Origin of the sequence: uncultured Novosphingobium sp. (assembly GCF_964277725.1) — a bacterium.
Lineage (GTDB): Bacteria > Pseudomonadota > Alphaproteobacteria > Sphingomonadales > Sphingomonadaceae > Novosphingobium > Novosphingobium fluoreni.
Genome location: NZ_CAXYKL010000014.1, coordinates 1 through 8,719, shown reverse-complemented (window position 1 = coordinate 8,719; position 8,719 = coordinate 1). Strand labels below are relative to the sequence as shown.

Sequence of the window (8,719 nt, the reverse complement as noted above, 5' to 3'; positions counted from 1 at the left end):
CCCGCTTTCCACGCCGCACGGCAGCATGGAAGGCTACTATACGTTCGAGCGCGAACACGGTGGACCGCTGCGCGCGGCGATCCCCTTTTTCCCCTTGGCTGCGCCCGCCACGGCGGGATGACCTTTCGCGATAATCGCGGACATGCCTGATTCCCCGCTGGCGAGCGCGGGATAACGCTAGGTTTGGTTCAAGGCAGGCGTTGCGGCCGGCGCTGGCCTGGCGCGACAGGCTTGGCTCAGCATTCCATTGTGCGACCGGCGAGTGGGGGAACGCGAAAGCAGGACCACACGCTAGGCTTTCAATGTGCAAGACGACCGACGGGAAAAGCTCGCAAAAGCCCGCCAGCCCCATCTCCGGCGCTAGTGCCGGCGGGTTGAAGTCTTGCATCGCGGTGCAGGCGCCCGTCTTGAGCGCCGGCCGCAAGGCGCGGGACGTTTAGAACGAGGCCTTCGTCCACCCGCACCCGCCATGTCGGATTTCTCCGATGGCTGCGACGTATAACCTATATGGTTCTTTATGTCAAGGCATCCGATTGCCGCCACCACTCTCAAACGCCTTCCCCTCACACCTTGGTCATTCCCGCTGGCAAGCCGATAGCACAAGTTTGCGCTTAGCCTTCATCAAACCGGGAGTGCCGGAAATGGATTCCCGCCTGCACAGGAATGACGAAGTTTGGGTTTCGGGAAGGGGGACAGAAACAGTAATGCCGCGGATGAAGCCGCGAGCCGCAGAACGCAGGCTCCGCCAACGCATCCCCGCATCGACACAAAAAAGCCCCCGCGTCCTTTCGGATGCGGGGGCCTTTTTGTCAGCCGACGTGGCGCGGGCTTCAGGCCTGCGCTTCGGTGGCCTCGTCCTCGTCCTGGACGATTTCGCCCGGTTCGAGGCTGGGGTCACGACGCTCGGTGAAGCCGCTGGTGTCGGCTTCGAACATCGAGGCCATGACGTCCACGCCCTGCGACTGCAGTTCGGCTTCGTCCGGCGAACGCGCGACGTTGACCTTTACGCCCACCGAAACTTCGGGGTGTAGGGAAACGCGCACGTCGAAGATGCCGAGCGTCTTGATCGGGCGTTCCAGCACGATCATCTGCTTGGTCACCTTGGCGCCGTCGGCGTTCAGCGCGTCGACGATGTCGCGCACCGAAACCGAACCATAAAGCTGGCCCGAGTTCGACGAGGCGCGGATCAGGACGACCTGCTTGCCTTCGACATTGCTCGAATGCTTCTGCGCATCCGAGCGACGTTCGGCGTTTTCGGCCTCGATCTTGGCGCGGTTGGCTTCGAAGACCTTCTTGTTGCGCTCATTGGCGCGGAGGGCCTTCTTGTTGGGGAGCAGATAGTTGCGCGCGTAACCGTCCTTGACGGAAACGACATCGCCGATGGCGCCGAGCTTTTCGACGCGCTCCAGGAGGATGATATCCATGGGTCTCGCCCTCCTTACTTCACGATGTAGGGAAGCAGGCCGATGTGGCGGGCGCGCTTGATAGCCTGGCCCAGCTCACGCTGCTTCTTGGCGGAAACCGCAGTGATGCGGCTGGGAACGATCTTGCCACGCTCGGACATGAAGCCCTGCAGCAGGCGCACGTCCTTGTAGTCGATGGCGGGCGCGTTCTTGCCCGAGAACGGGCAGGACTTGCGGCGACGAAAAAAGGCGCGAGCCATGATCAGTTCCCCTCACGTTCGCGGCGGCGCGTACGCTCGCGGTCGGACTTGCGCATCATGACCGAGGGGCCTTCCTCGTGCTCGTCGACGCGGATGGTCACCCAGCGGATGATATCCTCGTTGATGGCGGTCTGACGCTCCAGCTCAGCCACGGCGGCACCCGATGCATCGAGGTTGAGCATCACGAAGTGCGCCTTGCGGTTGCGCTTGATCTTGTAGGCGAGATTCTTGAGGCCCCACGATTCGGTCTTGGTGACCTTGCCCTGGTTGGCTTCGACGATCTCGGTGGCGGTGGTGGCCAGCGCGTCGACTTGCGACTGGCTCAGATCCTGGCGCGCCAGGAACACGTGCTCATAATGAGCCACGGCAGCTTCCTTCACATCTGTAACCGATCGCTGGCTGATCCGCACGATTGCGGGGCCCCTCCGGCTTTCTTGAAGGGTGGGCCCATACAGCTTTCCGCCACGAAGGCAAGCGCGGTATCAGGCGCCCCGGTGCGCGGGGAGCGTGATCTTCCACAAGATCGCGGCGCCGCGCAGGGCGAACCCGGCCAGAAATCCCAGCATCGCCGGTATCGGTGCGGGGAGGCCCAGCGTTGTCAGCAGCACGAACAGCGTGGCCGCGCCCAGCGCCGCCGTGACATAGAGTTCGTGCCGCAAAAGGATCGATGGCACGCCGGCGGTGATATCGCGGATCACGCCGCCCAGGCAGGCGGTGATCACGCCTGCGGCAACGGCGGGCACGGGTGAGATGCCGTATTGCAGCGCCTTGCCCGCACCATAGACGGCGTAAGCGGCGAGACCTGCGCCGTCGAGCCAGTCCAGCGCGCGCTCGGGCCACCACTTGAGCGGGATCGCCCAGGCCGCCAGAGCCACGCCGATGCACAACAGCACCGGGGTCGGCGCCTGCATCCAGAACACCGGAGCGCGGATCAACAGATCGCGCAAGGTGCCGCCCCCGGTCGCGGTGATGAGCGCGAAGAAACACGCGCCCACGAAGTCCAGCCGCTTGCGCGCCGCCGCCAGCGCGCCGGACGCGGCGAACACGGCCAGGCCCGCCAGATCGAGCCACGGCAACAGCACCTGCAAGGGCAGCGGATCGATCGGAAGGTCTGGCAGAGGCGGCAGCATCCGGGCTGCTTTAGAACGCTCGCCCGCCACCGTCACGCGCCAAGCGGGCGCTGCGCGGAGTGGGCTGTGTGAAAGCGCGTTGTCCGCGCCGGGTATCCGCATCAACGCCCGTGCCGGTGTGTCCGAAGGCGAGGGCGAGCTTGCGCGGCTGATCACGCGGGTTTCGCCCGCTATTCCATATCCTCGGGCGCGTCGGGATCGTAGCGGGGGCCATCTTGCGGCGGCGGCAGCGGCAAACCTTGATCGGGCGGGCCGCCCTGATCGTCAGGGCGCGGCAGCAGGCCCTCCAACACCGCGCGCGGATCTATCGGCAGCTGAATGAGCGGCGCATCCTCTTCGCCTGTATCCTCGCCCTCGGAGGTATCCTCCGCCCCCCAGACGCGGCGGATACGGCTGGCTTGCGGGGGCATCGGGATGGCGAGCGGCTTGAGCGCCAATCCGCTCATGAAATTGCGCCAGATACGCGCCGGCAACTGGCCGCCGCTGGCACCGGGGATCGGCTTGTTGTCATCGCGCCCGATCCACACGGCGGTGACGAGATCGCCGGCAAAGCCCACGAACAGCGCGTCACGCCCATCCTGGGTGGTGCCGGTCTTGCCGAATGTGGGTAGCGAGAGCGAGGCGCGGCGGCCGGTGCCCTCGTTTGCCGATTGCCAGAGCAGGTCCAGCATCGGTGCCCATTCGCGGCGCTGATCAAGGCGGTTGGGCGGCAGCTTGTCCGCACCCGCTCTGCCATGGACGGGCACGGGGTAGCGGCCGAGCGCGAAAGCGGCGTAGGCACCCGCCAGTTCCTCCAGCGTGAGGTTCGCGGTGCCGAGCGGCAAGCTGGGCGCGCCTTCGGGCAAGGCGGAAACCACGCCCAGATCATGCGCGGCCTTCACCACTTCGCGATAGCCTGCCGCCCGCGCGATCCGCACGGCGGCGGTATTGCTGGAAATCGCGAACGCTTCCCGCAGGGTCATCGGGCCGTAGTACCCGCGATAGCCGTTGCTGGGCCGCCAATCCCCGATCACCAGGGGGGAATCGACCACGATATCGTCAGGCCGCGCGCCGGATCGGAACGCGGCCAGATAGTCGAACAGCTTGAAGGTGGAACCGGGCTGGCGCCGTGCCTGGCTGACCCGGTTGAAGGCGCCGGGCTGCCAGTCACTGCCGCCGACCAGCGCGGCGACGCGGCCATCGGGACGCAACGCGATCAGCGCAATTTCCGCACCGTCAAGCTGCGCCTGCTGCACCACCCGTTCGGCCCGGCGCTGGAGCTCGGGCTCCAGCGTGGTGCGGATCGCGCCGGTCGCATCATCGGGCAGCCGGGTGTAGAGCCAGTCCGCGAACCAGCCCGCGCTTTCCCGGGGTCTTCCGCTGGAGACGACGCGCGGATTGCGCACCGCCTTGGCCTCTGCCGGGGTGATGAATTCCGCGTCCGCCATCGCGCCCAGCACCACGCGCATCCGGGCGCGCGCGGCGGCCCGGTCCACCGTGGGGGCGAGGCGAGAGGGCGCTTTCACCAGTCCCGCCAGCATCGCCGCCTGGCCCAGCGTCAGGTTTTCGGGCGCGCGATCGAAATAGAAGCGCGATGCGGCGGCGAGCCCCGTCTGCTGGGCCCCGAAATACGCCTTCTCCAGATAGCGCGAGAGGATCTGGTCCTTGCTCATCCAGTTCTCCACCCAGTCGGCCAGCAGCAGTTCCTTGAACTTGCGCGTCCAGGTGCGATCGTGGGTGAGGAAGGCGTTCTTGACGTATTGCTGCGTGATCGTGGAGCCACCTTGCGACACGCCGCCCGCCCGCAGGTTCGCCAACACCGCGCGCGCCAGGCCGCGATAGTCCAGCGCGCCGTGGGCGTAGAACCGCCGATCCTCGATCGCCAGGAACGCGCTACGCACATGTGCGGGCAGAGCGGCGGCGTCGATCCGTTCGGAGGGGCGCGGGCCGCGATGGGCGAATACCTTGCCGTTGGCGTCAAGCAGATCGACCCCGGCGGCGACCGGCGGCGCATTCAGCTTCCACGGCGGCGCGGTCCACGTCTGCCACGCGACAAGCAGCAGCAAGACCGCCGCCAGGACGACAAGCCCCGGATGCGCCCGCATCTGCCGGCGCAGGCGGCCGGTTTCCGGGAGTGTCGCTGGTGCCTCGTTCATGCCGGGATGATCATCCCGATAGGCGGACGTGCCGATATGCGCGGCCCCCTGGTGAGAGCCGGTGATGCAACCTGATGCGCCATCGCGCTTTTTCGCCTTCGCTCTCGCATTGCGTCATAGAATCGGCCAGAGCGCGCTAAGTTGCAACAGGGGAGCTGCATCATCATGCCATCGGGTCTCGTTGCATTGCTGGACGACGTATCGGTCATCGCTCGGGCGGCGGCTGCTTCGGCGGACGATGTCGCCGCCGGAATCGCCAAGGCCGGCAGCAAGGCTGCTGGCGTCGTGATCGATGACGCTGCGGTGACTCCGTCCTACGTCACCGATTTCACGCCCGATCGCGAGCTTCCGGTAATCTGGAAGATCGCCAAGGGTTCGCTGTTCAACAAGCTGGTCATCCTGCTGCCGGTGGCCCTGCTGCTGAGCCAGTTCCTGCCTGGCGCGATCACGCCGCTGCTGATGCTGGGAGGCGCCTACCTCTCGTTCGAAGGTGCGGAAAAGGTGCTGGAGAAGCTGGGCGGGGCCAAGCATGGCGAAACGCTGGAGGATGAGCCGACGGACGTCGCCGCGTTCGAAAAGGCGCGCGTTTCGGGGGCGGTGCGCACCGACCTTATCCTGTCGGCCGAGATCATGGCGATCGCGCTGGCCGAAGTGGCCGACCAGACGCTGATCGGGCGCGCGGTGATTCTGGCGCTGGTGGGCATCGTCATCACCGTGCTGGTCTATGGCGCGGTGGGGCTGATCGTGAAGATGGACGATATCGGCTTGCACCTGACCAAGAAGGACAGCGCCGCCGCCAAGAGCACGGGCCGCGGCCTGCTCAAAGCAATGCCGGTGCTGCTGGTGCTGCTGTCCACCGTGGGCACCGTGGCGATGCTGTGGGTCGGCGGCGGGATCATCCTGCATGGGCTGGAGGAACTGGGTCTGGCTGGCCCCGCGCACGTCGCGCACGGCATCCAGCACGCGGTGGAACACGCCACCGGCGCGCTGGGCAGCGTGCTTGGCTGGCTGAGCTATGCGCTGGCGTCCGCCGTGGTGGGGCTGGTGCTAGGCGGACTGATCGCGCTGATCGTTCACCTCATCGCCAAGGCGCGGGGGAAGGGCGCGCACTGATACGCCCCCGGGCAGCGTCAGCGCTTACCCCAGCTTCGCCAGCAGCCCTTCCGCGAACGTCGTCAGGGTATCGTCCCGCGCGCCCATCACGACCACGCGATCCCCCGGCTGCGCCAGTTCCACGATCCGGGCACCGCAATCCTCGCGCGCGGGAACGTACTCCGCCCGGCCACCCGCCGCTTCGATCAGGTCGACGATCCGCGCGCTGCCCTGGCTGCGGTCCACCGTGCCGCCAAAATAGACCGGGTCGCACAGCAGCACCACGTCCTGCGGGCCGAGAAGCCGCGCGAAGACTTGCGCCAGTTCCGCGCCCATCTGCCGCAAGGGACCGTAGCCGTGCGGCTGGAAGAAGGCGATCACGCGGCCGGGATGCGCCTTCAGCGTGGAGAGCGTGGCCGAGACCTTGTCGGGATTGTGGCCGAAATCGTCGATCACCGTCACGCCGGACGGGCTGGTACCGATGATGTCGAACCGGCGGGCGAGCCCCTCGAACCCACCCAGCGCCGCCACCGCCTCGTCCAGCGGTACGCCAAGCGCGGCACATCCGGCCAGCGCGGCCAGCGCGTTGTAGAGGTTGTGCCGTCCGGGCTGGCGCAGGGTGAGGGGGTGCGTCGATCCGTCACGCCGGTCGATCACGCGCGCCTCGATCGCGTCCGCCCGCTGCACCACGCTGCCCGGCTCCACGCCGATGGCGGCGTCTGCGCTCTCGATCCCAAAACCCAGCACGGTGCTGGCTCTTCCCGCCAGCGCCGCGCTTTCCGGATCGTCGAAATTGATCGCTGCCACTTTCGCCGTCGCCAGGAAATCGCCGAACAGCGCGCGCAATTCCTCCAGGCTCTTGTGGTCCAGGCTGACATTGCCCAGCACTGCTACCTCGGGGCGGTAGAGCGCGATCGAGCCGTCGCTCTCGTCCACTTCGGAAACGAACACCGCGCCTTGCCCCACGCGGGCGCTGGCGAAAGGAGCGTCGGGCGCGCGCAAGTTCTTCATCACCGCGCCGTTCATGATCGTGGGATCGCGGCCGGTGGCGGTGAGGATCCAGCCGATCATGCCGGTGACGGTGGACTTGCCGCTGGTGCCGCCCACCGCGATCCCGCGTGGTGCTGCGTTGAACAGCGCGGCCAGCAACTGGGCGCGGCTCATCCGCTCACACCCCAGATCCTTGGCGCGGACGACTTCGGGCACGCTGTCCTCCACCGCGGCGGAAGCGACCAGCACTTGTTCCGCCGAGGTCACGCCGCTGCCGTCCTGCGGGAACAAGTGGAAGCCTTCACGCTCCAGCCACGCGAACTTTTCCGCACTGCGTCCCTGATCGCGGCTGCGGTCCGACCCGGCGACTTGCGCGCCCAGGCCCTTGAGGATCAACGCCAGCGGCAACATGCCTGACCCGCCGATGCCGCAGAAGAACCAGGGGCGGGCGGTGAGATCGTGCGTGGGAGCGGTCATGGCAACGCTGGGTAAGGCGAGTGGCGGCGCGGCACAACAGGTTCGCGCAAGGCCGGTCTATCTCACATCGATCTCGCCGAAATGCCTCTCGAGGGCTCCCGAGATGGACACCCTCTGGCCTTCGCCGTCGCAAGCTGCTTTGCTGATGGGATGATCCGCATTGCCGTCTGCGCCCCATCCACGCCCATCCTGCCAGAGGACGCCGCCCGCGTCACCGCGCTAGCCGCTGCAGAGTTTCCGGGCGTCGAGCTGGTCGTCCACCCGCAAAGCTATGCCGTGGAGGGCCACTTTGCCGGCAGCGATGCCCAGCGCCGCGATGCCCTGGTCGAGTGTGCGAACGATCCCTCGTTCGATGCCGTATGGTTCGCACGTGGCGGCTATGGCGCGGGCCGCATCGCCGAAGATGCGCTACGGCTGTTTGACCGTAATGCCGACCGCAAGACCTGGCTCGGCTACTCCGATGCGGGCTACCTCCTGGGCGCGCTTTATCGCCAGCGGATCGGCCGCCCGGTCCACGCGCCAATGCTCGCTTGCAGTCGCCGCGATCGAGGCGACGAAGCCGTGCGCCGGGTTCTGTGCTACCTCTCGGGCGATATGTCCGGGCTAGAGCCCTCGCTCGATCATCGCCCCACCGTCGCGTTCAACCTGATGACGCTGGCGATGTTGTGCGGCACGCCACTGATGCCGGGCCTGGCCGGGCACGTGGTGATGGTGGAGGAAGTCTCCGAGCATCTCTACGCCGTCGATCGCCTGTTCTTCCACGTGACCGCGCATCTGGGCGGTGTTGCCGGACTGCGGCTGGGCCGGATCAGCGACGTGCCTGAAAACGATCGTCCCTTCAGCCAGACCGAGGAGGAGATCGCCCGTTACTGGTGCGATCGGCACGCCATCCCCTACCTTGGCCGCGCCGACATCGGCCATGACGCCGCCAACAGGATCGTGCCGTTCGGGGTTGCTCCCGGCGCGCAACCGCAATAATCCGCGCGGCCACGTCACCGCGACCTTGGGATGAAGGCGCGGCCAGCAGTTGGAGAGGTTCATCGCGATGCGCGCATTCGTTTTTCCCGGACAGGGCAGCCAGAAGGTCGGCATGGGTACTGACCTTGCCGATGCCAGCACCGCCGCGCGCGAAGTGTTTCAGGAAGTGGACGAAGTACTGGGCCAGCATCTCTCGCGCATCATGCGCGAGGGGCCGGAGGATCAGCTGACGCTGACGGAGAACGCGCAGCCCG

General features: G+C 66.8%; 9 protein-coding genes and 1 pseudogene. 4 read left to right on the top strand and 6 right to left on the bottom strand.

Translation table 11 applies throughout. From position 1 onward, the window contains the following. A pseudogene (locus ACHWRX_RS01135) lies at positions 1-121 on the top strand (Co2+/Mg2+ efflux protein ApaG); the annotation flags it as partial. 709 nt (positions 122-830) lie between these two features. On the opposite strand, the gene rplI reads toward ACHWRX_RS01135, so the two are convergent. The 5 genes from rplI to ACHWRX_RS01110 form a co-directional block, all read right to left on the bottom strand. Further along, complete coding sequence (gene rplI, locus ACHWRX_RS01130) at positions 831-1,424, bottom strand: 50S ribosomal protein L9 (protein WP_288484011.1); 594 nt, start codon at positions 1,422-1,424, stop codon at positions 831-833. A 14-nt stretch (positions 1,425-1,438) separates the two neighbouring features. Beyond that, entirely contained in the window at positions 1,439-1,663 is a 225-nt protein-coding gene (rpsR, locus tag ACHWRX_RS01125) for a 30S ribosomal protein S18 (protein ID WP_058736868.1), read from the bottom strand. A 2-nt stretch (positions 1,664-1,665) separates the two neighbouring features. Further along, positions 1,666-2,028: a 30S ribosomal protein S6 gene (gene rpsF / locus ACHWRX_RS01120; protein WP_058736970.1), complete on the bottom strand. Its 363-nt coding sequence runs from the start codon at positions 2,026-2,028 to the stop codon at positions 1,666-1,668. 117 nt (positions 2,029-2,145) lie between these two features. Beyond that, a complete protein-coding gene (locus ACHWRX_RS01115) occupies positions 2,146-2,949 on the bottom strand; it encodes a trimeric intracellular cation channel family protein (protein ID WP_394657782.1) in 804 nt (267 codons plus the stop codon). 14 nt (positions 2,950-2,963) lie between these two features. Then, positions 2,964-4,928 carry a transglycosylase domain-containing protein gene (locus tag ACHWRX_RS01110; protein WP_394657781.1) on the bottom strand — a complete coding sequence of 655 codons (1,965 nt, stop codon included), beginning with the start codon at positions 4,926-4,928 and terminating at the stop codon, positions 2,964-2,966. Between the two features lie 165 nt (positions 4,929-5,093). On the opposite strand from ACHWRX_RS01110, the gene ACHWRX_RS01105 reads away from it, so the two are divergent. Continuing rightward, positions 5,094-6,041 (top strand): DUF808 domain-containing protein, encoded by a 948-nt coding sequence (locus ACHWRX_RS01105; protein ID WP_394657780.1) that lies wholly within the window; start codon positions 5,094-5,096, stop codon positions 6,039-6,041. A gap of 24 nt (positions 6,042-6,065) precedes the next feature. On the opposite strand, the gene ACHWRX_RS01100 is transcribed toward ACHWRX_RS01105, so the two are convergent. Continuing rightward, complete coding sequence (locus ACHWRX_RS01100; RefSeq protein ID WP_394657779.1) at positions 6,066-7,487, bottom strand: glutamate ligase domain-containing protein; 1,422 nt, start codon at positions 7,485-7,487, stop codon at positions 6,066-6,068. A 150-nt stretch (positions 7,488-7,637) separates the two neighbouring features. Between ACHWRX_RS01100 and ACHWRX_RS01095 the strand changes: the two genes are divergently transcribed. Then, positions 7,638-8,465 (top strand): LD-carboxypeptidase, encoded by an 828-nt coding sequence (locus tag ACHWRX_RS01095; RefSeq protein WP_394657778.1) that lies wholly within the window; start codon positions 7,638-7,640, stop codon positions 8,463-8,465. A gap of 67 nt (positions 8,466-8,532) precedes the next feature. Then, positions 8,533-8,719 (top strand): ACP S-malonyltransferase (locus tag ACHWRX_RS01090; RefSeq protein ID WP_394657777.1); only part of this gene is annotated, 187 nt, incomplete at its 3' end.

Excerpts from the sequence above, each read along its gene's own strand:
- rplI (WP_288484011.1), bottom strand. The coding sequence starts at position 1,424 with ATGGATATCATCCTCCTGGAGCGCGTCGAAAAGCTCGGCGCCATCGGC.
- rpsR (WP_058736868.1), bottom strand. The coding sequence starts at position 1,663 with ATGGCTCGCGCCTTTTTTCGTCGCCGCAAGTCCTGCCCGTTCTCGGGC.
- ACHWRX_RS01110 (WP_394657781.1), bottom strand. The coding sequence starts at position 4,928 with ATGAACGAGGCACCAGCGACACTCCCGGAAACCGGCCGCCTGCGCCGG.
- ACHWRX_RS01105 (WP_394657780.1), top strand. The coding sequence starts at position 5,094 with ATGCCATCGGGTCTCGTTGCATTGCTGGACGACGTATCGGTCATCGCT.
- ACHWRX_RS01100 (WP_394657779.1), bottom strand. The coding sequence starts at position 7,487 with ATGACCGCTCCCACGCACGATCTCACCGCCCGCCCCTGGTTCTTCTGC.
- ACHWRX_RS01095 (WP_394657778.1), top strand. The coding sequence starts at position 7,638 with ATGATCCGCATTGCCGTCTGCGCCCCATCCACGCCCATCCTGCCAGAG.